This window comes from Aeromicrobium choanae (genome assembly GCF_900167475.1).
GTDB classification, from domain to species: domain Bacteria; phylum Actinomycetota; class Actinomycetes; order Propionibacteriales; family Nocardioidaceae; genus Aeromicrobium; species Aeromicrobium choanae.
Genome location: NZ_LT796768.1, coordinates 331632 through 355453, shown reverse-complemented (window position 1 = coordinate 355453; position 23822 = coordinate 331632). Strand labels below are relative to the sequence as shown.

Genomic DNA, 23822 nt, shown 5'->3' with positions numbered 1-23822 from the left:
CGCGGCCTCCCGGTCGTACTAGGGTCGTCCCATGTCCCGCACCCGCCCGTTGCCCCCGGTGCTCCGGGTCGTCGTCTGGGTGCTGCGCCCGCTGTTCATGGTGGTCACGAAGCGCGACTGGCGCGGCGACGAGCACCTGCCCACCTCGGGTGGCTTCGTGCTGGCGCCCAACCACCTGTCGTACATCGATCCGTTCCTGTTCGGGCACTGGCTCGTCGACCACGACATCCCGCCGCGCTTCCTGGTCAAGGACCCGCTGTTCGCCGTGCCGGTGATCGGCCGGCTGCTGCGCCGCGCCGAGCAGATCCCGGTCTACCGGGGCACCGGTGCGGCGGCCGACTCGCTGCGCGCCGCGATCGACGCCGTGGAGTCGGGCTCGATCGTCGCGATCTACCCCGAGGGCACGATGACGCGCGATCCCGCCGCCTGGCCGATGTCGGGTCGTGACGGCGCCGTCCGCACCGCACACGCCGCCGGTGTGCCGCTCGTGCCCGTGGCGCAGTGGGGCCCGCAGGAGATCATGTGGCCCTACCGCCGCGAGTTCCGGCCCTTCCCGCGCAAGACGATCCACGTGCGGGTGGGCGCCCCGATCGACCTCTCCGACCTGGGCGAGAGCCCCACGCAGGAGCAGATCCACGCGGCCACCGAGCGCCTCATGGACGAGATCACCGCGCTGCAGGCGCAGATCCGTGGCGAGTCGCCCACGACCCCGCGGATCGACGTGCGCACGCTCAAGAAGCCCAAGACCCGATACGAGGAGAGCTGATGGTCACTGCAGCAGTCATGGGAGCCGGGTCCTGGGGCACCGCCTTCTCGATCGTGCTGGCCGACGCCGGCCACGACGTCCACCTGTGGGGCCGTCGCGACGAGACGTGCGCCAACATCAACGAGCGGCACGAGAACACCGAGTACCTCCCGGGCCAGGAGCTGCCGGGCACGATCCGCGCCACCACCGACCCCGCCGAGGCGCTCGCCGAGGCCGCGATCGTGGTGCTGGCCGTGCCGTCCCAGACGCTGCGGTCGAACCTCGAGTCGTGGGGCCACCTGATCGAGCCCTCGGCCGTGATGGTGAGCCTCATGAAGGGCGTCGAGCTGGGCTCGCACATGCGGATGAGCGAGGTCATCGCCGAGGCCACCGGCGCGGGTCCCGAGCGGATCGCCGTGATCACCGGCCCGAACCTCGCCAAGGAGATCGCGCGTCGCGAGCCGGCCGCCGCGGTGGTCGCGTGCGAGGACGAGTCCGTCGCGCTGCAGCTGCAGAAGTACCTGCACACCCCGGCGTTCCGCCCCTACACGAACACCGACCTCGTGGGCTGCGAGCTCGGCGGCACGGTCAAGAACATCATCGGCCTCGCGGTCGGCGTCTGTGACGGACTGGGCTTCGGCGACAACACGAAGGCGTCCGTCATCACGCGCGGGCTGGCCGAGACCGCTCGCCTCGGCATGGCGATGGGTGCCGACCCGATGACCTTCATGGGCCTCGCGGGCCTCGGCGACCTCGTGGCCACGTGCTCGTCGCCGCTGTCGCGCAACCGCACGTTCGGCGAGAAGCTCGGCCGCGGCATGACCGTGGAGGAGATCACCTCGCAGACCCGCCAGGTCGCCGAGGGTGTGAAGTCGTGCGTCTCGGTGGCCGAGCTGTCGGCGATGCACGGCGTCGAGATGCCGATTGTCGAGCACGTACGCGCGCTCGTCGACGGCAACATGACGCCCACCGAGCTCGTCAACGCCCTCATCAGCCGCTCCGCCAAGCCCGAGACCCGCTGACGTCGCCGCCCGGGCTCAGCCCAGGGCGGCCTCGATGTCGGACCAGAGGTCCTCGACGGCCTCGATGCCGACGCTCAGGCGGATCAGCCCGGCCGGGATCGTCTCGGGCTCGGCCGGGAAGCGGCGGCGCCGCTCCCACGTGGACTCCACGCCGCCGAGACTGGTGGCGTGGCTGATGATCCGGCTGGACTCCGTGGCGCGCTGGGCGTGCTCGGCGTCGTCGACGACGAAGCACACCATCGATCCGAACCCGGGATAGCGCACCTGCGCCACGGCCGGGTGCGCCTTCAGCCGGTCCGCGATCACGGCGGCACTCGCCTCCGCGCGGTCGAGTCGCACGGCCAGCGTGCGCACGCCGCGCGCCGCCAGGAAGCACTCGAGGGCACCGGGGATCGCGCCGTGCAACGAGCGGTGCGCGAGCAGCCGCTCGAACAGGGCGTCGTCGCGCGTGGCCAGGACGCCCAGCACGAGGTCGCTGTGACCGCCGAGCAGCTTCGAGGCGGAGTGGCACACGATGTCGGCGCCGTAGGTGAGCGGCCGGTCGCGCAGGGGAGTGCGGAACGTGTTGTCCACCGCGACGAGGGCTCCCGCGTCCTTCGCGGCGGCCACCAGCGTGGGCAGGTCGCCGACCTCCATCGCGGGGTTGGTGGGGGACTCGAGCCACACGAGGTCGGCCCCGGCGAAGGCCTCGATGCTGCCGGCGGTGTCGGACGGGTCGATGAGGCGCACCTCGTAGGGGCCGCTCTCGACGAGGCTCGTGGTGCCGTTGTAGCCGTGCCGCGGCAGGACGACCACGGCGCCGGGCTCGAGGAGCCCGAGGGTGGCGGCGGAGGTCGCGATGCCCGAGGCGAAGGCCAGGGCCCGCCCGCCCTCCAGCTCGCCGAGCACCGCCTCGAACGCCTCGTAGGCCGGATTGCCGTGCCGGCCGTACTCGGAGGCGCCGCCGGGGACGAAGGCGCTCGCCAGGGTGATGGGGGCGTTGAGCGGCGCGCCGGGCTGCTTGGCCGGGCGACCTGCGATGACGGTCACGGTGTCGGGCTGCATGGTTCCAGTGTCACAGGCGGGTAGAGTCGAGCCGATGCGCACCACGATCGCCGTCGTCTTCGGAGGCCAGTCCAGTGAGCACGGCGTCTCGTGCCTGACCGCGCGCGAGGTCCTCGCCGTGATCGATCGCGACCGCTATGACGTCGTCCCCGTCGGGATCACCCCCGACGGCCGCTGGGTCGAGGAGACCGCGGTCTGGGACGACCTCGAGCCGGGCGCTCTCCCGACCGTCCGTGACGGGTTCCCGCCGTTCTCCTGGGACCGCGTCCGCGACGTCGACGTCGTGTTCCCCCTCCTGCACGGCCCCTGGGGCGAGGACGGCACGATCCAGGGCCTCTTCGAGCTCGCCGGGGTCCGCTACGTCGGCGCCGGCGTCATGGCCAGCGCCGTGGGCATGGACAAGCCGTTCACGAAGACCGTCTTCTCGGCCGCCGGGCTGCCGCAGCTGCCCTACGTGACGATCCAGCCGTGGGAGTGGGACGCCAAGCGCGACCGCGCCGAGGCGCGCATCCACGCACTCGGCCTGCCGGTCTTCGTCAAGCCCGCGCGGGCCGGCTCCAGCTCGGGCGTGACGCCCGTGCACGACTGGGCCCAGCTCGAGGACGCCGTCCTGGCCGCGCGGAAGTTCGACCCGAAGGTCATCGTCGAGGCCGCCGCGCACGCCAAGCGCGAGGTGGAGTGCGCCGTCATCCAGGACGAGCGCGGCATGCCCGTCGCCAGCGAGGTCGGCGAGATCCTCGTGGCCGCGGACACCGATCACGAGTACTACGACTTCGAGGCCAAGTACCTCGACGGCACCAGCACGAACGTCGTCCCGGCCGACCTTCCCGAGACGGTGCGCCAGCGCATCCGCGAGTACGCGCTGCAGGCGTTCGACGCCATCGGCTGCGAGGGCCTGGCCCGGGTGGACTTCTTCCTGACCAGCAGCGTCGGCGGTGGCCTCGTGATCAACGAGATCAACACGATGCCGGGCTTCACGCCCTTCTCGATGTTCCCCAAGCTCTGGCAGGCCTCCGGCGTGGAGTACCCCGAGCTGGTGGAGCGCCTCATCCAGCTGGCCCTCCAGCGCCCCCTCGGCCTGCGCTGAGACGTACCCCCCGCCCTGGAGGCGGGATGCGGGCGGTCAGGCCTTGGGGACCTGGACCCAGCGGTAGCCGGTGGGGGTGACCAGGAGGCCGCGGCCGGGCGGGACCGAGGCACCCACCGAGCGGGGCAGGCGGGCGTTGAGGACGTCGCCGTCGTTGGAGGCGCGCGGCGACAGGATCAGGCCGGTGCGGCCGCGCTTGAGGTCGGACGGCAGGCCGCGGTAGACCGACCCGAGCTCGTCGATGCCGCCGGCGATGATCATGGCGTTGGGCGTGTCGCGCATGGCGCCGTAGGTCTCGCCGAGCAGCTGGCCCAACGGCGAGTCCGCGCCGAGAACCTCGAAGTCGTCGACGACGATCAGGTGCTGGGTGCGCAGGCGGGAGAGCCCCTCGCGGATCTCCTCGATCGGCTCGGCGCCCGTGAACAGCTGCAGGCGCCGGTCCTCGAGGTCGCGCAGCGGGGAGCGGCGCGGCGCGATGACGAGGACGTCGCGACGGTGCGCGAGGTGCTGGCTGATCGGCACGACCAGCGTCGAGCTGCGCCCCGATCGCGGAGGACCGGCCACGAGGAAGCCCGGCCCGGTTGACAGCGGGTCGAAGCCCTCGAGGGCGAGGGTGTCGCCGCCGACGCCCACGGGGATGAAGCTCGGGCTCAGCGCGGCCTCGGACGGCTCCATCGTCAGCGCCTCGTCCAGGCCGATCGCCACGGGCAGCTCGTCGATGCGGTGCGGACGCAGGCCGCGCGGCAGGTCGCCGTAGCGCTCGGCGACGGCACGTCCGAGCTCGTGGATCGCCCGCACCTGGGCGGTGCCCTCGCCGGAGGCGTCGATCATCGCGAACTGGACCTCCTGCGGCCGCTCGCCGGCCCGGAAGCCGCGGCCGGGCGGGATGTGCGAGGGCACCTGCTTGGTCGGCAGGCCCACCACCGAGTAGTCGGACGGGTCGCTCATGGACAGCACGATCCGGTCGTCGACGAGCAGCGAGTAGCGGCCGAGGATGCCGGAGCGGTCGGCGCCGATGACGACTCGGATGCCCGCGCCGACGCCCTCCTGCAGCAGGCCCACGAGCCGCTCGAGGAGCACGCCGCCGTCGACGGACTCGAAGGCCGTGGTGAAGCCCTCGAGGCGGTCGAGCAGCACGACGAGGTAGGGCATCCGGTCGGGACCGTCGACCGCAGCACGCTGCTCGGCGATGTCGGCGAAGCCCTGCTCGGCCAGCACCTGCTGGCGCCGGGTCAGCTCACGCCCGAGGTGGTCGAACAGCCGGAAGATGCGGTCGGTCTGGGTGCGCGTGACGACCGCGCCGACGTGCGGCAGCGAGACCAGGGGCAGCAGCGCATTGTTGCCCGCGTCGATGCCGAAGACATGCACGTCGGTGGGCGCGGTCTGGCGGGCGATCGCGGCGGCGATGGCACGCAGCGACCACGAGCGACCCGAGCGGGACTGGCCGGCGATCACGAGGTGCCCGGCACGCTGGAGGTCCCAGCTCGCGACCTCCTGCTGCTGCAGGTGGGGCAGGTCGCCGCGGCCGAACACGATCGGCGGGATGTCCGCGAGCTCGCCGATGCCGGGGGCGGTCTCGACGGGGAGGTCGTCGAGGGTCAGCGTCTCGGGCAGCGGGGGCAGCCACGGCTTGCGCATCGGCTCGAGGCCGATCAGGTCGTTCGCCTCGCGGACCGCGCCCACGAGCGTCGCGAGGTCGGTGGGGATCGACACGTCCTCCTCGTCCGAGCCGGCGGCCTTCGGCGGCGCCACGAGCTCCTCGACCCCGAAGCCGCGCGTGCGCAGCTCGGCGCGCTCGGTGCCGACCGGCCGGCCTCCGACGCGCGAGCTCTGGAACGGCGTCAGCGACGAGTGGCCGAGGCGCGCGTACGCGCGACCGGGGAAGGACTTGGGGATCTCCGCGGCGACCTTCGACTCGATCACGTCGTCCGAGTCGTTCGCGTCGGTGACGCGCAGGGCGATGCGCAGGTTGGTGTTCGACTTGATCTCGGCGTTGACCACGCCGGCGGGCCGCTGCGTGGCCAGGATCAGGTGCACGCCGAGCGAGCGGCCGCGTCGGGCGACGTCGACCAGGCCGGTGACGAAGTCGGGCAGCTCGGCCACGAGGGCGGCGAACTCGTCGATGATGATGAGCAGGCGCGGCATCGGCTCGTCGCCGGGCTGCCGGGCCGCGAGGTAGTCCTCGATGTCCTTCGCGGCGGCGTCGGCCAGCTGGTGCTCGCGATGCCGCAGCTCGGCGCCGAGCGACTCGAGCGCCCGGGTGGTCAGGTGGCCGTCGAGGTCGGTGACCATGCCGACGGTGTGGGGCAGGTGCTGGCAGTCCATGAACGCCGCGCCGCCCTTGTAGTCGATCAGGACGAAGTTGAACTCGTCGGGCCGGTTGCCCACGGCCAGCGACGCGATGATGGTCTGCAGCAGCTCGGACTTGCCCGAGCCGGTGGTGCCGGCGATGAGGCCGTGCGGGCCGTCGGCGCGCACGTCGATCCGGAACGGTCCGTCGAGCCCCTCGCCGATCACGGCCTTCGTCGTGCGGCCGCCGCCGGACCAGGCGCGGACGAGGTCGTTGCCGGTGGGGGAGTCCAGGCCGAGGACGTCGAGCAGTCGGCTGGCGGCCGGGAGGCTCGAGCTGAGGTCCTCGGTGCTGACGTCGCGGATGGGCGCGAGCGCGCGACCGAGCCGCTCGAGCCAGACGCCGTCCACCACGTCGCGGCGGACGCCGTCGATGTGGCGCTCGGCGGTGGTCTCCAGGTCGAGCAGGTCGCCGTGCAGCTCCACCACGGCGCGGCACTCCTCGGGCAGCTCGCGCGGGGTGCGGTCGAGGCAGATGAAGTAGACGTGGACGAACGCGCCCGACTTCAGCAGCGAGGTCATGCCCGGAGCCATGCGCAGCTCGCGGGCGCCGTCGAGGACGACCACCATCGAGGGCAGCGCCTCCCGCTCGTCGGTGTCGAGCTCCTTGCGCCGGTCGACCAGCGCCGTGAGCTCGGAGATCATCGAGGCCCGGTCCTCCTCGTCGAGGGCGAGTCGCGCCGCGCGCGGGTGGTCCTCGCTGGTGCGCGAGTGCGGCAGCCACTTCGTCCACTCCCAGGCCGTCGCGTTCCCGCGGTCGGTGAAGATCCACACCGAGGCGTCGGTGGGGGAGTGCAGCGCGGCGACCTGGGCGATGAGCCACGAGGTCGTCGAGAGGCACTGGTCGGACGGGCCGCACACGCCCAGCACCGCGGTGGGCGCCAGCGGCACGATCACCGGGACGTCGGGTGCGGTCCAGCGCAGCGGTCCCTCGTGCTGCTCGCGGGTGGAGTCCTTGACCACGACGTCGGACGGCAGGTCGCTCGTGCCGAGCCGCAGCTCCAGGAAGTCGGGGTCCCAGCGGCGGCGCTCCCACAGGCGGGACCGCGGCCCGGTGGCGAACAGCAGCACGGAGGCGGGGTCGGGGTAGATGGAGCGACGCTGCCCGCGCTCGTCGGCCAGCGACGTGACGGCCGCCTTCTCCACGTCGGCCCGCCGGCGGTGGAACTCCGCCAGCTGCTCCTGGTAGCGCGCCTTCTGCTGGCGGCGCGTGCCCGACGCGTTCAGCAGCATCATGAGGGGCATCAGGATCATGAACATCAGCGAGTAGATGGAGCCGGTGCGCCAGTACATGAAGCCGCTCATCAGCAGCGGCGACAGCATCATCACCATCGGGATGGGCGCCTTCTCGGGCTTCTTGGGCTCGGTGGGCAGCGAGAACTCGCGCGTGCGGGCCGGCGGGTGCAGCCGGGGCGGGCGGTTGTAGTCCAGCTCCGGGCCGGTGGCCGACGGCGAGAGGGAGGCGTCGGGCGCGCTCACCGAGCCCAGCTCGTAGAGCACGTCGGCGACGCCCAGGACGGCGCCCTCGGCCCAGGTGACCGACGTCGTCACCGGCTCGCGGTCGAGGCGGACGAGGGGCAGCGGAGCGGTGGGGTCGACCTGGCGACCCTGCTCCAAGGCGCTCAGACCGGGCTTGCGGCGCCGGAAGCGGCGCTGCTGGCGAGTGGCGACGCTGGCCTGCAGCACGATCGGCTCGGTGGGCGGCTCACGGCGCTCGGGGATGGGCACGGTGAGGTCGCGCGCGGTCTCGTCGGCCGTGACCACGACGCGACCACGAGCATCGACCTCGAGGCGGGCCGCCACGTCGGGGGCGTCCTGGACCCGGATCGCGCAGTGGCTCGCCGAGCCGATCGTCCAGGTGCCGATGCCGAGGCGGTGCACCCGCCCGGCGCCCCGGCCGGAGCTGACGCGAACCTCCACCAGCCCCTGCGGCTCGCGCTCGTGGTGCCGGCTGGGTCCACCGAGACCGACGACCACGCCGTGGCGGATCCCGGCGCTGGCCAGGGTGGCGTCGGGATCGAGGCGACGGGAGCCCAGGAAGACCCCCGGTCCGCTGCGCTCGACGCCTCGGCGACTGTCGAGATCGATGACGTCGGCGACGTCGGCGTGAGGGCGGCGCATCCCGAACAGCTGCTGCAGCACGGACTCGAGGTCACCGACCGTGCTGGCGGCCGAATACGCCACGATGGCATCGCGGATCTCCCCCGACGATGCCGCCTCGGCAGTGACGAGCAAGCGCATGGGCCTCAGCGTAGAGGGTCCGGCGCCACGGGCCCGGCGGAGCGCGGGAACCGCCCGCGGGTGCCGTACGTCACCTGGCAGGACGAGATGGTCGGGTGGGGCTAGACTGTGGTGGTTCCTGCGGGGGGCTGCGCGAGGGAGCACGTCTCGGCCCGTCCCAGGACGCACCTACGTCTGCAAGGGGGAGCCGTTCTCATGGCGATGCGCACCAGTACCGATTCGGTCGGCGATGCGGTCCAGGACCGTCAGCGTGCCCGCACCGCACGCGGTGTCGGAGGTCGCGCCGCGCCCGCGGGCTCGCGCCCCACGCCCCCGCGTCGTCGTCGCCCCGCCGTCGCCCTGCTCGGTGTCCTGCTGATCCTCGGCGGCGCCGCGCTCGCCGGCCTGCTCGCGCTGCGGATGGACTCGCGCGAACCGGTCCTGGTGGTGAAGGCCGACATCCCCGCCGGCACCGAGCTCACCCGCGACATGCTCGGCGAGACCAACGTTGCCTCCGAGTCCGACCTCATCGTCCCGGTCGGTGCCGAGAACAACGTGCTGGGCACCTACGCCCGCGTGCCGCTGAACGAGGGCCAGCTCCTCGACACCTCGATGCTCGTGCGCACCAACCCGCTCAGCGGCGGTCAGCGCGCCGAGGTCGGCGTGCCCCTCGTCGAGGGCCGCGTGCCCGACGACCTCGACTCGGGCGACCTCGTCCGCGTCGTCCGCATCGGCGAGGGCGACCGGCCGAGCCAGCCGCTCGCGCTCGCCCTCGTGATCCGGCCCCCGGTCTCCTCCGGCGGTGGCGGCGTACTCGGCGGCGGCAACGACGCGGAGGGCTCGGCGGCCACGCTGCTGGTCCCGCTCGAGGTCGCCGACGCGATCGTCGACGCGGCGGGCAACAACCGCATCGGCATGTCGCTGGTCGACCGCGGGGTGGCGGTGACCGACACCGATCGGCTCCGCAGCCTGGCGGGTGCGACGCGATGAGCGAGCGCCAGCGAGTGAAGGATTCCATGCCTCGCATCGCGTCATCGGCCTACTGTGCCCTTTCCGAGGCGGTGGCGCGATGACCGTCATCAGCTTCATCTCGGCGAAGGGTTCGCCGGGCGTCAGCACGGCCGTCATGGGCCTGGCTGCGCGCTGGCCCCAGCCCGTCGTGGTCGCCGACCTCGATCCCGTCGGCGGCGACGTCGCCATCCGTGAGCGCGACGTCGACGACAACGCCCTCGACGAGCAGCGTGGCCTGGTCTCACTGGGCGCCGCGGTGCGTGCGGGCGACGAGGTCGACCTCGTGGACCACCTCCAGGAGACGAAGTACGGCATCGACGTGCTCGTGGGCGCGTCCGGACCCCGCCAGGCCCAGAGCCTCGGCCCGGCCTGGCCGCACCTGCAGCGCACGCTGCGGGCCCACCGTGGGGGTGACGTCCTGGCCGACGCGGGTCGCTTCATCGCCGGCTCGCCGGCCGGCCCCGTCGTGGAGGGCTCCGACGCCGTGGTGTTCGTCGTCCGCTCCGAGATCGCCGCGGTGGCGCACCTGCGCGACCGCCTCTCCACCGTGCGCGAGCCGTGGGCGCTGGGCCGTGCCGGCTCCACGCCGGTGGGCGTCGCCGTGGTCGGAGACCCCCGCGACAAGCGAGCCGTCGACGACATCGGCCGACTGCTGGCCGCCTCCGAGCTCGACGTCACGATGCTCGGCACGATCGCCTTCGACCCGAAGGTCGTCGCGCGGGGCGCCGCCTCGCCGTCGCGCGCCGTGCTGCGCTCCCTGTTCTCGCGGTCCCTCGTCGACCTGGTGCCCCGGGTCCGCGCCCTGGCCGCCCCCACCGCCGTCGCGCAGGAGATCTGATGGACCAGCAGCTGTTGCGCACCCTGCGCGAGGAAGTCGCCGACGCGCTCGCCCGCCAGCGTCGTGAGGACGCCGCCGCCGGCCTGCCCCAGATGTCGTCCGAGGACGAGCGCCAGTTCGCGCGCGCCATCATCGCGCGCGTCCTGGAGTCCTACGCCCGTCAGGAGATCGCCGCGGGGCGCGCCCCGATCTCGAGCGCCGAGGAGGCCGAGCTCGCCGACGGCATCCACGCCGCGCTGTACGGCGTCGGCCGCCTCCAGCCCCTGCTGGACGATCCCGAGGTCGAGAACATCGACATCAACGGGTACGACAACGTCTTCGTCGGCTACGCCAACGGCGAGGAGCGCCGCATGCCTCCCGTCGCCGAGAGCGACGACGAGCTCGTCGAGCTCGTGCAGGTCCTTGGTGCCTACTCGGGCCTGACCAGCCGCCCGTTCGACACCGCCAACCCGCAGCTCGACCTTCGCCTGCCCGACGGCAGCCGCCTGTCGGCCGTCATGGGCGTCACGCCCCGACCGTCGCTGTCGATCCGCCGCGCGCGCCTGGCCCGGGTGTCGCTCGACATGCTCGTCGAGAGCGGCACGATGACGCCCGAGCTGGCGTCGTTCCTGTCCGCCGCGATCGCCGCGCGCAAGAACATCATGATCGCGGGCGCGACGAACGCCGGAAAGACCACGCTGCTGCGGGCGCTCGCCAACGAGATCACCCCGCAGGAGCGCCTCATCACCGTCGAGCGTGCGCTCGAGCTCGGCCTGGGGGAGTTCCCCGACCTGCACCCGAACGTCGTCGCGTTCGAGGAGCGGCTGCCGAACTCCGAGGGTCAGGGCGCCATCCACATGTCCGAGCTGGTCCGCCGCTCGCTGCGCATGAACCCCAGCCGCGTCATCGTCGGCGAGGTCCTGGGCGACGAGATCGTCACGATGCTCAACGCGATGAGCCAGGGCAACGACGGGTCGCTGTCGACGATCCACGCGAACTCCTCGCTCGAGGTGTTCAACCGCATCTGCACCTACGCGATCCAGTCCGCGGAGCGCCTGCCCGCCGACGCCACGATGATGCTGATCGCCGGTGCGATCGACTTCGTGATCTTCGTCGAGCGCCGCAACGAGTTCCAGAGTGGCGGCGGCCTCCGCCGTGTCATCACGTCCGTCCGTGAGGTCAACGGCGTCGACGGTCGCGTGCTCTCCAGCGAGGTCTTCGCCGAGGGTCCCGACGGCGTGGCCCACGCGGCCGCGGCGGTCAGCTGCATCGAGGACCTCCAGATGCACGGCTACCGCCCCAACGCCTACGAGGGTCAGGCGTTCTGATGATCTCCCTGGCCCTGATGGTGACGCTCCTGGGCGCCGTGATCGGCGCCGGCATCCTGCTCGTGGTGGTCGGCATGTCCGAGCACGACGAGCCGGGTCCCCGTCGCCCCGGGGTCTCGCTGCGCGACCGTGTCCAGGGCAGCGCCCGCCGCGCCCTGCTCGGCGGTGCCGCCGGCCTGGTGATCCTGCTGCTCACGGGGTGGCCCGTGCTGGCGATCTCGGTCGGCGCGCTGGTGTGGTTCGCGCCGATGCTGTTCGGTGGCCTCGCCAGCGAGAAGCGCGCCATGGCCAAGCTCGAGGGCCTCGCGGCCTGGACCGAGTCCCTGCGCGACACGATCGCCGGCGCGGTCGGCCTCGAACAGGCCATCCCCGCCACCGCCTACGCGGCGTCGCCCGCCATCAAGCCCGCCCTGATCCGGCTCACCGACCGGCTGCGCGTGCGTACGTCGCTGTCCACCGCGCTGCAGGGCTTCGCCGACGACATCGACGACCCCAGCGCCGACCTCATCGTCGCCACCCTGATCCTCAACGCGCGGCTGCGTGGCCCGGGCCTGCGCGAGGTGCTGACCTCGCTGGCCAAGTCGGCCCGTGCCGACCTCGACATGCGTCGCCGGATCGCGGCCAGCCGCTCCAGCACGCGACGCAGCGTCCAGATCGTCATGGGCATCACGGTCGCGTTCGTGCTGTTCCTGTCGATCTTCAACCGCAGCTACGTCGAGCCCTACTCCACGCCGATCGGCCAGGTCGTCCTGCTCGTGGTGATCGGCCTCTTCGCCGCCGGCTTCGTGTGGATGCGCCGCCTGTCGGAGTTCGAGACGCCCGAGCGCTTCCTGCTGTCGAAGGAGGCGTCGTGATCCCCATCCTGATCGCCGGGGCCCTCTCCGGCGCCGGCGTCTGGCTGCTCTTCAGCCGCTCGCCCTCCTTCAGCGCCACCGCCGCCTCCGAGCTGGCGCGGCTCGACGTGCAGCGCCGCCGTGGCGGCGCGCGCCCCTCGCAGGCCTCACTCGACGAGGACGAGTCGCGCACCCTGCGGTTCGGCACGGTCGCCACCGCCTTCCTGAACGATCGCGGCATCGAGCTGCCGGCGAGCATCCGGTCCGACCTGGCCGTCGTCGACCGCTCGGTCGAGAGCCACCTGGGCAACACTCTCGTGGCCGCGATCGTCGGCGCGTTCGCGCCCGCGCTGATGCTGTCGCCGTTCATGGTGGCCGGCTGGGTGAGTCCGGTCCTGCCGCTGTGGCTCGCCGTCCTGGGCGCGCTGGGCGGTGCCGTGCTCGCACAGCTGCAGCTGCACTCCGAGGCCACCGACCGCCGTCGCGACTTCCGCCACGTCGTCAGCGCGTTCCTCGACCTCGTGTCGATGAACCTCGCCGGTGGCCGTGGTGTCCCCGAGGCGCTCTCGGCCGCCGCGGGCGTCAGCCAGGGCTGGGGCATGGTCCGCCTGCGCGAGACCATCGAGAACGCCCGGCTGCAGGGCATCACGCCCTGGGCCGCGCTCGGACGCCTCGGCGACGACATGAAGGTCGAGGAGCTGCGCGACCTCGCCGCCGCGCTGGCCCTCGTCGCGGAGGACGGTGCCAAGGTGCGCGACTCGCTCACGGCCCGCGCCTCCTCCATGCGCCAGCGCGAGCTGGCCGACTCCGAGGGTCGCGCTCAGGAGCGCTCCCAGTCCATGCTGGTCGCACAGCTGCTGCTGGCCGCCGGCTTCCTCGTCTTCCTGATCTACCCGGCGCTCTCCGGCATCGCCGGGCTCTGAAACCACCGCACCGAAGGAGAAGCACATGTTGAACCCCGCACTCGGTTACCTCGTCACGATGCTCGGTGGCCGCCTGGACAAGGCGCGTCGCGAAGAGGGCGCGTCCGCCGTCGAATGGGTCGTCATCGCCGCCGTGCTCGTCACGGTCTGCGGCATCATCGGCGTCATCCTCACCCAGGCACTCCAGGGCGAGGCCAACGAAATCGGCAACAACATCCAGAACCCCTGATCTGATGCGTTCTCGGGCACGGGACGAGCGGGGGGCCAGCGCGATCGAGCTGGTCCTCTACACGCCCCTGCTCATGATCGCGATGATCATCACGATCCAGTTCGCGCTGACCTACCTGGCCAAGCAGTCGGCGAGCGCGTCGGCCCGCGAGGCCTCGCGCGTCGCGCGCGTCACCGGCGACCCCGCGCAGGGCCGCGCGAAGGGCATCTCCTCGGCCCAGACCCTCGGGCAGGGCGTCCTGCGCAGTCCTCAGGTCACGGTCGTTCGCGACGGCGACTTCATGCGGGCCACCGTCTCGGGCCGGGCCAACCAGCTGCTGCCCTTCATCGGGTCGCCGCGGGTGGAGGAAGTCGCGCGGGGCCGGATCGAAGAGTTCGAGGAGGACGCGCCGTGACCCGGGGGCTGCGAGAGCGCGAGCGTGGCTCGATGTCCGTCGAGGTCGTGCTGATGGTGCCGATCCTCGTCATGTTCCTCATGCTCGTGCTGGCCGGCGGCCGCTACGTGGCCGTCCGCGCCGACATCGAGTCGGCGGCGCGCGACGCCGCCCGGGCCGCCTCGTTCGAGCGCAGCCAGTCCGAGGCGTTCTCGGCGGCCTACGCCGCGGCCAACGCCAGCGACGTGGACGACCGGTTCTCCGAGTGCGTGGTGTCCGACATCACCGGCTCGTTCGAGGCCGGCGGCGTCGTCGAGGTGTCGGTGCGGTGCCGCGTCTCGAACGACGGACTGGGATTCATCGGCCTCGGCGGCAGCGACGACTTCGAGGCCAGCAGCAGTGCCCCCATCGACCGCTACCGGAGGTTCGGATGAGCAGGCGAGAGCGTGGCGGAGCCACCATCTTCGTGCTGAGCATGTCGCTCGTGCTGATGCTGTGCGCCGGCCTGGTGGTCGACGGCGGCATGGGCATCAACGCCCGGATGCGCGTGGCCGACGACGCCGAGCAGGCGGCGCGTGCGGGAGCCAACGCGGTGAACGTCGACCAGCTGCGCGGCGGTGGGGCACTCGCGGTCGACCCCGGACTGGCCCGCCTGTACGCGCAGGACTTCCTCAGCGCGCGGGGCTATCCCGCCGCCCAGTTCTCCATCACGGTCAACGCCAACACGGTCGCGATCGAGGTGCGCGACACCAGCGAGACCACGTTCCTGAAGCTCATCGGCATCAACGAATACCCGGTCACGGCGCGAGCCACCGCGACGGCCGCCACCTCATGACCTCGACGAGGAGCCACCCATGACTGATCCCACGACCACCCCGGACGCGAGCCGGTTCGAGTCGCTCGCGCCCGCGCCGGCGGAGGAGTCCTCCTCGGCAGCCGCGCGGGCCGGCTCGGCGCTCGCCCTGGTGGCGCTGCTCGTCGGCCTCCCCGTCGCCCTGCTGCTGCTCGGCGGTGCGCCCCCGATCCCCACCGAGCTGCCGAGCCTGCGTGACCTCGCCCGCCAGCTGAGTCCCGAGGACCTCGTGTCGGTGCTCGTCGGCATCGTGTGGCTGATCTGGCTCGTCTTCGTCGTCTGCGTCGTCCTCGAGGTCATCGCCACCCGCCGCGGTGGACTGGCCCGCACGGTGCCGTTCGCCGGGCCCCTGCAGCACCTGGCCCGTGCCCTCATCGGAGGCCTGCTGGTGACCGGCCTGGTGGCCGGCCCGGCGGCGAACGCCTCGGGCCCGTCCGAGTCCGACATCGCGCCGCAGACCGGGGCGGTCGCCACCGCCGTGGTCGAGGCCGTGACGCCGGCCCCGGAGGAGAAGCCCACGGTCGCCGACAAGATCGAGAACCGGCTCGAGGGCGAGCTCGTCTACACCGTGAAGGCGCCCAAGGACGGGTACCACGACAACCTCTGGGACATCGCCGAACGCCACCTGGGCGACGGCTTCCGCTACAAGGAGATCTACGAGCTCAACAAGGACAAGGTCCAGCTCGACGGCCGCAAGCTCGAGCTCGCTCGGCTGATCCAGCCCGGCTGGCAGCTGGCCATGCCCGCCGACGCCGTCGGTGTCGACCGGATGCCGGTCGAGCAGGCCCCCGCCACCCCGGCCCCCGCGGGCTCGCAGGGCGGCGGCGGCAGCAGCGCCTCCGGCGCCGGGGGAGTGGAGTCCGACTCCACCGCCCAGGCTCCCGAGTCCACGGCGTGGTGGATGGGCGCAGGCCTCCTGGCCAGCGGACTGCTCGCCGCGCTCGCCGTGGCGCGTCGGCGCCGGCCCGGTGGCGAGCCCGACGAGGCTGCTCGCGAGACCGAGGCCGACCTGCGCCTGGCCGCCGACCACGAGCGGGCCGCGTCGCTGGAGACCGCGCTGCGTCACCTCACCCACGCCTGCGCGCGTGCGGGCGTCGACGTCCCGTCGGCCTACGCCGCGGTCGTCGGCCACGACGACGTCGAGCTGCACCTCGCTCCCGCCGTCCCCGAGGCGGTCGAGGGCTGGGAGGCGCTCGAGGACGGGGCCATCTGGCGACTCGCCGACGACCTCGCCACCCTCGAGGCGCCCGAGGACGTCGAGCCCGCCTACCCGTCGCTGGTCAGCCTCGGCGTCGACACCGAGGGCCGCGACGTCCTCGTCGACCTCGCGTCGTCCGGCGGCCTCATCACCGTGGGTGGCGACCTGCACGTCAGCGCCGAGGTGATCACGTCCCTCGTCCTGCAGGCCGCGGTCAGCCCGTGGTCGCGTTCCGTCCGGGTCCTGGCCACCGGCCTGCCGGCCGCGGTCGCGTCGGTCGCCGAGCGGGTCACGCTGGTCCCCGACGTCGAGACCGCGGCGTCCGCGCTCGAGGCCTCCCGCGCCGACGACGTCCTCACCGGACGCCGTCGCGATGACGCACTGACGCTGCTCGCCGTCGGCACCTCCTCGCCGGGCTTCGCCCTCGAGCGCCTCGCCGGCGTCGCGGGTGCCAACCCCGGCACCGCCGCGATCGCGGTGGGCGACCACGATGCCGCACGCTGGCGCCTCCACGTCGACGAGCACGGCACGCTGCACGTCCCGCAGCTCGGCCTGGCCGTCACCGCCAACCGCATCGGCTCGCACCACGCCGAGTCCGTGGCCGCGCTGTTCGCGTCGGCAGGGCTCACCACGCGTCCCGGCGACGACAGCGATCGCGTCGCGATCTCCCTGCCGCGTCGCGACGCCGACGACGCCGCGTGGCTCACGGCCACCAGCCGGGTCGGCATCCTCGGCCCCGTCATCGTCGACGGCCCGGGGGAGCAGGCCGAGCGACGCGCCACGGTGCTCACCGAGATCGTCGCCTTCCTGGCGCTGCATCCCGAGGGCGTCCACCCGACCGTGCTGGCCGGCGCCGTGTGGCCGCTGGGCGTCACGCCCGAGGTGCGCGACGCCAACATCGAGCGCGCCCGCGTGTGGCTCGGCTCCGACCGTGAGGGGCACCACCGCCTGCGCGAGAGCCTCGACGGCCGGCTGTCCCTGGGCCCCGACGTCGTGTGCGACTGGGACGCCTTCCGCCACCTGGTGATCGCGAGCCGCCGGGCCGAGTTCCCGCGTGACGAGATCGACCTGCTGCGCCGGGCGCTCAAGCTCGTGCGGGGTCAGGCGTTCGAGGACGCCCCGCGAGGCCGCTACGCCTGGTCGGCCACGCTCGGACTGTCGCGCACCGTCGGCGAGCTTGTCATCGACGCGGCGCTGCGCCTGTCGACCCTGCTGCAGGACGGCCGCGACCCGGCCGGCTCGGCGGCTGCGGCCGGCGCCATCCTGCGGATCTACCCGACGCACGAGGAGGCGTGGAGGATCATCCTGCGCGCCCGCCACGAGACCGGCGGCACCACCGGCGTCGCCGCCGCGGTCGAGCAGCTGCTGGTCGCGCTCGACGGCGAGCCGATGGATCCCACCACGGCCACGCTCGTCGACGAGCTGCTGCCCCAGGGCGGGTCGCAGGTCTCCTGACCGCGACCCGGCGACGGTGTGGTCTCGATACACCCGGCTCGTTCCTCGCCGAGGTACTCGACCACCGGTCTCGGTGATCGAGTACCTCGTGCGGGCGGACTAGGTGATCGAGTAGCTCGTGCGGGCGGTCTCGGTGATCGAGTGGCTCGGTGCGGGCGGTCTCGGTGATCGAGTGGCTCGGTGCGGGCGGTCTCGGTGATCGAGTGGCTCGTGAGCGCAGCGAACGGCATATCGAGATCAGGTGGGTGACGGCCCGCGGCGGCTCTCGTGCGGCCCCATTACGCTGGAGACGATGACCACGACCCCCGATCGCGTCTACCTCGACCACGCGGCCACCACCACGATGTGGCCCGAGGCCGTCGAGGTGATGCACGACGAGCTGCAGCGCACGGGCAACCCGTCGAGCCTGCACGAGGCCGGCCGCCGGGCCCGTCGCGTGGTGGAGGAGTCGCGCGAGTCGATCGCCGAGCGCCTGGGCGCCCGGCCCAGCGAGGTCGTGTTCTGCTCCGGCGGCACCGAGGCCAACAACCTCGCGATCAAGGGGCTGTACTGGTCGCGCCGCTCGGCCGACCCGCGCCGCGACCGCGTCGTGTTCAGCTCGATCGAGCACCACGCCCTGCTCGACCCCGTCACGTGGCTCGCCGCGCACGAGGGTGCCCGCATCGACGTCACGCCCGTCGACCGCCAGGGCCGCGTGAGGATCGACGCGCTGCGCGAGTCCATCGAGTCGAGCCCCGAGGACGTCACGGCGATCACCACGATGTGGGCGAACAACGAGATGGGCACGATCCAGCCCGTCGCCGAGGTCGTCGAGATCGCCCGCCGGCACGGCATCCCGGTGCACTCCGACGCCGTCCAGGCCGCGGGCTACCTGCCGCTCGACTTCGCCGCCACGGACCTCGACGCCATGACCGTCACGGCCCACAAGCTCGGCGGCCCCGTGGGCGTCGGCGCGCTGGTGATCCGGCGCGAGGTCGAGGCCACGCCGCTGCTCCACGGCGGTGGCCAGGAGCGCGACCTGCGCTCGGGCACCGTGGGCGTGGCCCTCATCGCCGGGTTCGCCACCGCGCTCGAGCTCACGGTGCAGCGCCAGGCCGAGAACACGGGCCGCATCGAGGCACTGCGCACGCGGCTCGTCGAGGGCATCGTCCGCGTCGTGCCCGAGGCCGTCGTCAACGGCGACCCGCTGCCCGGGGCCGCCCACCGCCTGCCGAACATCGCGCACGTGACGTTCCCCGGCTGCGAGGGAGACGCCCTCCTGATGCTGCTCGACGCGCAGGGCATCGAGGTCTCCACCGGCTCGGCGTGCCAGGCCGGTGTGCCGCAGCCCAGCCACGTGCTGCTCGCCATGGGCTTCGACGACGCCGCCGCGCGCGGCTCGCTGCGCTTCAGCCTCGGGCACACCTCCACCGAGGCCGACGTCGATCGCCTGATCGAGGTGCTGCCGGCCGTGCACGAGCGGGCCCGCACCGCCGGACTCGTCCGGAGTCGTACCCGATGAGGCTCATCGCCGCGATGTCCGGCGGCGTCGACTCCGCCGTGGCGGCAGCACGCGCCGTCGACGCGGGCCACGACGTCACCGGCGTGCACCTGGCGCTGAGCCGCAACCCGAAGTCGTACCGCTCCGGGGCCCGCGGCTGCTGCTCGATCGAGGACGCCGGCGACGCCCGCCGTGCCGCCGACGTGATCGGGATCCCGTTCTTCGTGTGGGACATGAGCGACGAGTTCGCCGACGAGGTCGTGGACGACTTCATCGCCGAGTACACCGCCGGCCGCACGCCCAACCCCTGCCTGCGCTGCAACGAGAAGATCAAGTTCGCCGCGGTGCTCGAGCGCGCGGTCGCGCTGGGGTTCGACGGCGTGGTCACCGGCCACTACGCGCGCCTCGTGACCTCCGAGGGCACCGCCGGCGAGGTCGTGGAGCTGCACCGCGCGGTCGACCACGGCAAGGACCAGTCCTACGTCCTCGGCGTCCTCACACAGGACCAGCTGGCCCGCTCGGTCTTCCCGCTCGGCGACGACCCGAAGACCCTCGTGCGCGAGGAGGCCGCCCGGCGCGGGCTGCAGGTGGCCAACAAGCCCGACAGCCACGACATCTGCTTCATCGCCGACGGCGACAACGCCGGCTGGCTGGCCGACAAGCTCGGTCCGCGGCCCGGCCCCATCGTGGACGAGACGGGTGCCGAGGTCGGCGCGCACGACGGCGCCTACGCGTTCACGATCGGGCAGCGCAAGGGGCTGCGGCTCGGCGTCCCGGCAGCCGACGGCAAGCCTCGCTTCGTGCTCGACATCGAGCCCGTGTCGGGCACCGTCACGGTGGGTCCGCGCGAGCACCTCGCGATCGACGCGATCGAGGGGATCAAGCCGCTGTGGTGCGACGAGCCGCCCGTCGGTCCACTCGCGTGCACGGTGCAGCTGCGTGCCCACGGCGACGAGCACCGGGCCACGGTCACCGTGGACGGCGACGTCGTCCGCGTCGAGCTGGCCGACCCCGCCACGGGCATCGCCCCGGGTCAGGCCTGCGTGATCTACGAAGGCACGCGCGTCGTCGGCTCGGCCACGATCGCGCGCACCAGCCGCTCCGTCGCCGCCTGAGGGGAATCCGCGCGGCTCCGGGTGCGTTGAACCGGGCGTGTGGGACAGCATCGTCATCGGAGCCGGCCAGGCCGGTCTGTCGACCTCGTTCCACCTCCACCGGCTGGGCGTGCGGCACCTCGTCCTCGACGCGAACACGCGGCCGGGCGGCGCGTGGCAGCACCGCTGGGATGCCCTGACGATGTCCGACGTGCACGGTGTCGCCGACCTCCCCGACGCGCCGCTGCCCGCCACCCACGGGCCCGAGGCGGCCAACACGTTCGTCCCGGACTACTTCACCGACTACGAGACGCGGCACGACCTGCCCGTCGTCCGCCCCGTGGTGGTGCGAGCGGTGCACGACGAGGGCGAGGCGCTGCGGATCGAGGCCGAGGACGGCCGGACGTGGCACGCCCGCACGCTCGTCAACGCGACCGGCACGTGGCGGCGCCCGTTCGTGCCGTACTACGCGGGGCGCGAGGTCTTCGCCGGCGAGCAGCTGCACACCGTGGACTTCGGCGACGTCGAGCGCTTCCGCGGGCGGCGGGTCCTCGTCGTCGGCGGGGGAGCGTCGGCAGTGCAGTTCCTCGGCATGCTTCGGCCCCTCACCGACACGCTGTGGGTCACCCGCCGCGAGCCGGTGTGGCGCACCGACGAGTTCGACCAGGACGCGGGCCGCGAGGCCGTGGCGCTGGTCGAGGAGCGGGTGCGGCAAGGCCTGCCGCCGCGCAGCGTCGTCAGCGTCACCGGTCTCATGCTGCGCCCGCAGGAGCAGGAGGCGGCCCGGCTGGGTGCCTACGAGCGACGGCCGATGTTCAGCCGGATCGAGCGCGACGGGGTGCGCTGGGCCGACGGGACGTTCGAGCGGGTGGACGTGATCCTGTGGGCCACCGGATTCCGCCCCGACGTCGAGCACCTCGCCCCGCTCGGGCTGCGCTCACCCCTCGGCGGGATCCGGCTCGGCGACACGACGTCGACCTCGACCACGGCGGTGGCGGACCCGCGCGTCCAGCTCGTCGGGTACGGCCCGTCGGCGTCCACGATCGGCGCGAACCGAGCGGGTCGGGTGGCCGCGCGTGCGGTGGCCCGCCGGCTGGAGCAGGCCGGGGCTCAGGCCAGCTGACGCTCGAGGACCAGGTCGTCCTCGGTGTGCCCGCCCACGACGAAGCGCCGCTCGCCGACGACTTCGAAGCCGTGCTTGGCGTAGAACCGCTGGGCGCGGGCGTTGCGGCCGTTCACTCCGAGCCAGACGCTCGCGGCGCCCGCCGCGCGGGCGGCCTCGACGACGGCCTCCATGAGGTGGGTCGCGACCCCCGTGCCGTGGGCGGCTGGGTCGGCGTAGCACTTGCTGAGCTCGATGGTCGGGCGCTGCCGCACGATGGCGGCGAGGTGCTCGTCGTAGGGCTCGCGCGAGAACGTGAGCGTGTAGCCGGTCAGGGTGCTCGCGTCGTCCTCCGCAACGAGGACCTCGGCCTGCTCCGCGGCGAGGTACTCCTCGAACCGCTCGGGCGACAGGTGCTCGGCGACGAAGGCCGCCATGCTCTCCTCGGGCATGCCGGGCGGGCAGGCGAGGGGGAACGTGCGGGCGGCGAGGTCCGCGAGGGCGGGCACGTCGGTGCTCGTGGCGGGTCGAACGGTCACCGGATGATTCTCACACCAGGTGGTGGGGGATGATCGTGGGCATGCGCGCCACGGGGATCGGATCGATGCCGGGCGACGAGTTCTCCCCGGTCGCCAGGTACGTCATCGAGACGTTCGGCGCCGACGGCATCGTCTTCGTCCCGGAGCTGCCCGACCGCGGTGCGCCCTCGGCGATGCTCGGCCGCACCCTCGGCGTCCTGCCGCTGCCGATCGACCTGCAGCCGGCGGGCTGGCGCCTCGCTCCGGGCGAGGGCATGGACCAGCGCCGGGCCCGTTCGGCCCTGCGTCAGGACCTCGACGTCCTGGAGGAGCTGCTCGCCGGGCAGACCGTGACCCTCAAGCAGCAGCTGACCGGCCCGCTGACCCTCGCCGCCACCGTGGAGCGTCCGCGTGGGGACAAGGTCGTCTCCGACCACGGCGCGCGGCGCGAGCTCGCCGAGGCGTTGGGCGCGGCGGTGGGGGAGCACCTCGCCGAGCTGCGGCGCCGCTTCACCGGTGACCTCGTCGTGCAGGTGGACGAGCCCGCGATCACGGCCGTCCTGGCCGGCAGCATCCCCACGGCGAGCGGCTTCGGCCGTCACCGCTCCATCGACGCGCCCGGGGCCGACGCCCTGTTGCGGCCGGTCGTCGACGCCATCCGCGACGCGGGGGCCCGACCCGTCGTGCACACGTGCGCGCCCGACGTGCCGGTGTCGCTCCTGGCCGGCGCCGGGTTCGAGGCGATCGCGTTCGACCTCTCGCTCGCCGAGCCCTCCGACGTCTGGGCGCAGGTCTTCGAGGCCGGCACCGACCTGTGGTTCGGCGGCGAGGGTGCCGCCCGGATCGAGGAGTTCATGAGCCGCCTCGGCTTCGCGCCCGAGTCGTTCGCCGGCCGCGCCGCGGTGACCCCGGCGTGCGGCCTCGCCGGCCGCTCTCCGGCCGACGCCCGCCGCGCCCTCGAGCAGGCCGCCACCGCCGCCCGCTCCTTCGGCTGATCTCGATACGCGGGCTCGTTCCTCGCCCTGCTACTCGATCACCGACGGCCCGGTGATCGAGCCGTATGGCGGAGAGCTCCCGGCTGCCGGTGATCGAGTGCCGGCGAGCGCAGCGAGACGGTGTATCGAGATCAGTGATCAATCGACGTCGCGCAGCAGCCGCAGCGTCTCGCGCTCGATCGCGTTGCGGCGCTCGAGGGCGTCGATCTCGCTCTCGAACGACTGGCGCGGTATCACGGTGCCCGACTCGTAGAGGCTGATGAGCCGCGGGTCGACGTAGGAGCTGCGCACCACGGTGGGCGTGTTGCCCAGGGCCAGCGAGACCTCGGTCATCGCGGCGCGCACCGCCCGCGCCCGCGAGGCCTTGGTGTCACCGGGCTCGTCCGAGAGGGCCAGCACCTCGGCCGCGAGCACCGTGGCGGCCCACGTCCGCAGGTCCTTCGCGCTGATCTCCAGGCCCGTCTGCTCGCGCAGGTAGGTGTTGACGTCGGAGGAGTCGAGGGGGAACCGCGAGCGGTTGGCCAGGTACTCCAGCAGCCGCGGACCACCACCGCGTCGCCGCCGCATGCGGTTCACCGCGTCCACGACCGGCTCGTCGTCGAGGACCACGCTGTGCTCCACTCCGGACTTGCCGACGAAGGTGAAGACCAGCGTGTCGCCCTTGGTGCGCACGTGGCGCCGTTCGAGGGTGGTCAGGCCGAAGCTGCCCTGCTTGGCGTAGACGTCGTTCCCGACGCGGAACGAGCCCGAGTCGAGCATGCGCACCGCGACCGCCGCGGCGTGCTCGCGTGAGCCGTCCCGTGCGGTGATGTGGTCGGCGACCAGCTGGCGGAGCCTCGGCAGCTCGTGGGCGATCTGGCTGATGCGGTCGAACTTCTCGAGGTTCCTCCGGCGCACCCAGTCGGGGTGGTAGAGGTACTGGGTCCGGCCGGCCTCGTCGACGCCGGTGGCCTGCAGGTGGCCGTTCGCCCACGGGCTGATCCAGACGTCCTTCCACGCCGGAGGGATCACGAGGGCCTCGATGCGCTCGCGCTCCTCGCCGGTGATGGTGCCGCCGAGCTCGTCCAGGTAGGTCCACCCGCGCCCCGCGCGGCGCCGGGTCCAGCCCCGGGTGCGGGTCGTCACGCGGCGAAGTCTCATGCTCCG

Annotated in this window: 21 protein-coding genes; 17 read left to right on the top strand and 4 right to left on the bottom strand. The window is 73.0% G+C overall.

The annotated features are described in order from the left end of the window. Positions 1-31 precede the first annotated feature (31 nt). On the top strand, positions 32-766 hold the full coding sequence (locus B5D60_RS01680) for a lysophospholipid acyltransferase family protein (RefSeq protein ID WP_078698539.1): 735 nt from the start codon (positions 32-34) through the stop codon (positions 764-766). After that, positions 766-1767, top strand: a complete 1002-nt coding sequence (locus tag B5D60_RS01675) for an NAD(P)H-dependent glycerol-3-phosphate dehydrogenase (RefSeq protein ID WP_078698538.1) — start codon at positions 766-768, stop codon at positions 1765-1767. The genes B5D60_RS01680 and B5D60_RS01675 overlap by 1 nt, the downstream gene beginning before the upstream one ends. Before the next feature lie 15 nt (positions 1768-1782). Here B5D60_RS01675 and B5D60_RS01670 read toward each other — a convergent pair whose 3' ends face one another. Next, positions 1783-2811, bottom strand: a complete 1029-nt coding sequence (locus B5D60_RS01670; protein ID WP_078698537.1) for a trans-sulfuration enzyme family protein — start codon at positions 2809-2811, stop codon at positions 1783-1785. A gap of 34 nt (positions 2812-2845) precedes the next feature. On the opposite strand from B5D60_RS01670, the gene B5D60_RS01665 reads away from it, so the two are divergent. Next, positions 2846-3898, top strand: a complete 1053-nt coding sequence (locus B5D60_RS01665; protein WP_172806226.1) for a D-alanine--D-alanine ligase family protein — start codon at positions 2846-2848, stop codon at positions 3896-3898. A 36-nt stretch (positions 3899-3934) separates the two neighbouring features. On the opposite strand, the gene B5D60_RS01660 is transcribed toward B5D60_RS01665, so the two are convergent. Beyond that, entirely contained in the window at positions 3935-8488 is a 4554-nt protein-coding gene (locus B5D60_RS01660; RefSeq protein WP_078698536.1) for an FtsK/SpoIIIE domain-containing protein, read from the bottom strand. A gap of 201 nt (positions 8489-8689) precedes the next feature. Between B5D60_RS01660 and B5D60_RS01655 the strand changes: the two genes are divergently transcribed. From B5D60_RS01655 to B5D60_RS01595, 13 genes are all read left to right on the top strand, one after another. After that, the gene (locus B5D60_RS01655; protein ID WP_172806225.1) at positions 8690-9457 is read left to right on the top strand and encodes an SAF domain-containing protein; all 768 of its coding nucleotides are present in this window, start codon (positions 8690-8692) and stop codon (positions 9455-9457) included. 79 nt (positions 9458-9536) lie between these two features. Beyond that, a complete protein-coding gene (locus B5D60_RS01650) occupies positions 9537-10316 on the top strand; it encodes a hypothetical protein (RefSeq protein WP_078698534.1) in 780 nt (259 codons plus the stop codon). After that, positions 10316-11623 carry a CpaF family protein gene (locus B5D60_RS01645; protein ID WP_078698533.1) on the top strand — a complete coding sequence of 436 codons (1308 nt, stop codon included), beginning with the start codon at positions 10316-10318 and terminating at the stop codon, positions 11621-11623. Before B5D60_RS01650 ends, B5D60_RS01645 begins: the two co-directional genes overlap by 1 nt. After that, positions 11623-12477: a type II secretion system F family protein gene (locus B5D60_RS01640; RefSeq protein WP_078698532.1), complete on the top strand. Its 855-nt coding sequence runs from the start codon at positions 11623-11625 to the stop codon at positions 12475-12477. The genes B5D60_RS01645 and B5D60_RS01640 overlap by 1 nt, the downstream gene beginning before the upstream one ends. Further along, positions 12474-13379: a type II secretion system F family protein gene (locus tag B5D60_RS01635; RefSeq protein ID WP_078698531.1), complete on the top strand. Its 906-nt coding sequence runs from the start codon at positions 12474-12476 to the stop codon at positions 13377-13379. Before B5D60_RS01640 ends, B5D60_RS01635 begins: the two co-directional genes overlap by 4 nt. Positions 13380-13404: 25 nt before the next feature. Further along, positions 13405-13608: a Flp family type IVb pilin gene (locus B5D60_RS01630; protein ID WP_078698530.1), complete on the top strand. Its 204-nt coding sequence runs from the start codon at positions 13405-13407 to the stop codon at positions 13606-13608. 4 nt (positions 13609-13612) lie between these two features. After that, complete coding sequence (locus B5D60_RS01625) at positions 13613-14002, top strand: TadE/TadG family type IV pilus assembly protein (RefSeq protein ID WP_078698529.1); 390 nt, start codon at positions 13613-13615, stop codon at positions 14000-14002. After that, positions 13999-14415 carry a TadE/TadG family type IV pilus assembly protein gene (locus tag B5D60_RS01620; RefSeq protein ID WP_231948942.1) on the top strand — a complete coding sequence of 139 codons (417 nt, stop codon included), beginning with the start codon at positions 13999-14001 and terminating at the stop codon, positions 14413-14415. Before B5D60_RS01625 ends, B5D60_RS01620 begins: the two co-directional genes overlap by 4 nt. Then, positions 14412-14816 carry a Tad domain-containing protein gene (locus tag B5D60_RS01615; RefSeq protein ID WP_078698528.1) on the top strand — a complete coding sequence of 135 codons (405 nt, stop codon included), beginning with the start codon at positions 14412-14414 and terminating at the stop codon, positions 14814-14816. The genes B5D60_RS01620 and B5D60_RS01615 overlap by 4 nt, the downstream gene beginning before the upstream one ends. A gap of 19 nt (positions 14817-14835) precedes the next feature. Beyond that, the gene (locus B5D60_RS01610) at positions 14836-17487 is read left to right on the top strand and encodes a BTAD domain-containing putative transcriptional regulator (protein WP_078698527.1); all 2652 of its coding nucleotides are present in this window, start codon (positions 14836-14838) and stop codon (positions 17485-17487) included. A gap of 292 nt (positions 17488-17779) precedes the next feature. Then, entirely contained in the window at positions 17780-18988 is a 1209-nt protein-coding gene (locus B5D60_RS01605) for a cysteine desulfurase family protein (protein WP_078698526.1), read from the top strand. After that, the gene (gene mnmA / locus B5D60_RS01600; protein ID WP_078698525.1) at positions 18985-20082 is read left to right on the top strand and encodes a tRNA 2-thiouridine(34) synthase MnmA; all 1098 of its coding nucleotides are present in this window, start codon (positions 18985-18987) and stop codon (positions 20080-20082) included. Before B5D60_RS01605 ends, mnmA begins: the two co-directional genes overlap by 4 nt. Before the next feature lie 37 nt (positions 20083-20119). Then, a complete protein-coding gene (locus tag B5D60_RS01595; RefSeq protein WP_231948941.1) occupies positions 20120-21184 on the top strand; it encodes an NAD(P)-binding domain-containing protein in 1065 nt (354 codons plus the stop codon). On the opposite strand, the gene B5D60_RS01590 is transcribed toward B5D60_RS01595, so the two are convergent. Continuing rightward, positions 21172-21702, bottom strand: a complete 531-nt coding sequence (locus B5D60_RS01590) for a GNAT family N-acetyltransferase (RefSeq protein WP_078698524.1) — start codon at positions 21700-21702, stop codon at positions 21172-21174. The genes B5D60_RS01595 and B5D60_RS01590 overlap by 13 nt on opposite strands. A 41-nt stretch (positions 21703-21743) precedes the next feature. Between B5D60_RS01590 and B5D60_RS01585 the strand changes: the two genes are divergently transcribed. Continuing rightward, positions 21744-22676: a uroporphyrinogen decarboxylase/cobalamine-independent methonine synthase family protein gene (locus B5D60_RS01585; RefSeq protein WP_153303088.1), complete on the top strand. Its 933-nt coding sequence runs from the start codon at positions 21744-21746 to the stop codon at positions 22674-22676. 138 nt (positions 22677-22814) lie between these two features. Here B5D60_RS01585 and B5D60_RS01580 read toward each other — a convergent pair whose 3' ends face one another. Beyond that, positions 22815-23816 (bottom strand): DNA topoisomerase IB, encoded by a 1002-nt coding sequence (locus B5D60_RS01580; protein WP_078698522.1) that lies wholly within the window; start codon positions 23814-23816, stop codon positions 22815-22817. Positions 23817-23822 lie beyond the last annotated feature (6 nt).

Bases quoted from the DNA above. Each gene is read 5' to 3' on its own strand.
- B5D60_RS01680 (WP_078698539.1), top strand. From the start codon at position 32: ATGTCCCGCACCCGCCCGTTGCCCCCGGTGCTCCGGGTCGTCGTCTGG.
- B5D60_RS01675 (WP_078698538.1), top strand. From the start codon at position 766: ATGGTCACTGCAGCAGTCATGGGAGCCGGGTCCTGGGGCACCGCCTTC.
- B5D60_RS01670 (WP_078698537.1), bottom strand. From the start codon at position 2,811: ATGCAGCCCGACACCGTGACCGTCATCGCAGGTCGCCCGGCCAAGCAG.
- B5D60_RS01665 (WP_172806226.1), top strand. From the start codon at position 2,846: ATGCGCACCACGATCGCCGTCGTCTTCGGAGGCCAGTCCAGTGAGCAC.
- B5D60_RS01660 (WP_078698536.1), bottom strand. From the start codon at position 8,488: ATGCGCTTGCTCGTCACTGCCGAGGCGGCATCGTCGGGGGAGATCCGC.
- B5D60_RS01655 (WP_172806225.1), top strand. From the start codon at position 8,690: ATGCGCACCAGTACCGATTCGGTCGGCGATGCGGTCCAGGACCGTCAG.
- B5D60_RS01650 (WP_078698534.1), top strand. From the start codon at position 9,537: ATGACCGTCATCAGCTTCATCTCGGCGAAGGGTTCGCCGGGCGTCAGC.
- B5D60_RS01645 (WP_078698533.1), top strand. From the start codon at position 10,316: ATGGACCAGCAGCTGTTGCGCACCCTGCGCGAGGAAGTCGCCGACGCG.
- B5D60_RS01640 (WP_078698532.1), top strand. From the start codon at position 11,623: ATGATCTCCCTGGCCCTGATGGTGACGCTCCTGGGCGCCGTGATCGGC.
- B5D60_RS01630 (WP_078698530.1), top strand. From the start codon at position 13,405: ATGTTGAACCCCGCACTCGGTTACCTCGTCACGATGCTCGGTGGCCGC.
- B5D60_RS01625 (WP_078698529.1), top strand. From the start codon at position 13,613: ATGCGTTCTCGGGCACGGGACGAGCGGGGGGCCAGCGCGATCGAGCTG.
- B5D60_RS01615 (WP_078698528.1), top strand. From the start codon at position 14,412: ATGAGCAGGCGAGAGCGTGGCGGAGCCACCATCTTCGTGCTGAGCATG.
- B5D60_RS01610 (WP_078698527.1), top strand. From the start codon at position 14,836: ATGACTGATCCCACGACCACCCCGGACGCGAGCCGGTTCGAGTCGCTC.
- B5D60_RS01605 (WP_078698526.1), top strand. From the start codon at position 17,780: ATGACCACGACCCCCGATCGCGTCTACCTCGACCACGCGGCCACCACC.
- mnmA (WP_078698525.1), top strand. From the start codon at position 18,985: ATGAGGCTCATCGCCGCGATGTCCGGCGGCGTCGACTCCGCCGTGGCG.
- B5D60_RS01585 (WP_153303088.1), top strand. From the start codon at position 21,744: ATGCGCGCCACGGGGATCGGATCGATGCCGGGCGACGAGTTCTCCCCG.
- B5D60_RS01580 (WP_078698522.1), bottom strand. From the start codon at position 23,816: ATGAGACTTCGCCGCGTGACGACCCGCACCCGGGGCTGGACCCGGCGC.